We start from the raw sequence: 832 nt of genomic DNA, 5'->3' as shown, positions 1-832 counted from the left end.
GCCGTCAGGGGTCCTGAGGGCATTACACTGTTGCCATTGCAAATGCTTTACCGTTCTGAACGGTGCAAGACTAAAAGCTATAACTCGAATAATGAAGCCTATGAAATTCGCGGATATAACGGTTTTATGCAGGCATTCAACCCGCAGGTAAACAGTGATATCAGACAGCAGCGGATTGCCATTGATGGCGGCGGGCCATGTCAGTGGCAGCTTAATTCCATTAAAGTCAGCTTTAAGATTGCTGATGGCAATCCTCTCGTTAAAGGAAAAGAGGTTTTCGCTACTAATTATATCTTCGATTTTGATGATTATGGATTTAGCGATGGTTATGGTACCGGTAAAGCGAAGGAAGCCAGGGGTAATCTTCATTTAAAAACGGACTTTTTTCCGGTGGTGACTCATCTGGATGAGAATGATATTAGCCTGGAGTTTTTTGGCGGTGAAACAGGATATGAAAAATGGAGAAGGCGATATAAGCTCCATGATACGCAGAAAATATTTATTGAACCGAATATTCATTTAACAAAAGTTGTTACGCTCATTCCGCCTGAACAAAAAGAGGATAGAGATTTTTCAGCGATTTATCCTGATGGGAGTACCGAAAAAATTCCGTATATTTATCCTAATTACGAAAAACTGCTATCCATGAAATAACGAAGTCATTATGAAGTTACCTTCAGGGAGGAAGAAGTTGAATTTTCTAAATAAAACAGCCCTGTTGCTGCCGACAGTATTTTTGCTTTCCGCCTGTTATGGCAAAACAGATCAGACGCTGTCACCGCCGGAAAATGCCCGGCGAGTAACCATAGCCGTCAGGGTTCCTGAGGGCATT

Annotated in this window: 1 protein-coding gene; it reads left to right on the top strand. The window is 42.1% G+C overall.

The window, feature by feature from the left end; all coding sequences use genetic code 11:
* A partial coding sequence (locus AC1DUO_RS25630) for a hypothetical protein (protein ID WP_477989524.1) occupies window positions 1–654 on the top strand: 654 nt, incomplete at its 5' end.
* Window positions 655–832 lie beyond the last annotated feature (178 nt).

The sequence above is a fragment of the Rahnella sp. P4_A8 genome (assembly GCF_056402435.1).
The sequence above is the reverse complement of the archived record's forward strand: the minus strand, read 5'-3'. Positions and strand labels throughout refer to the sequence as shown.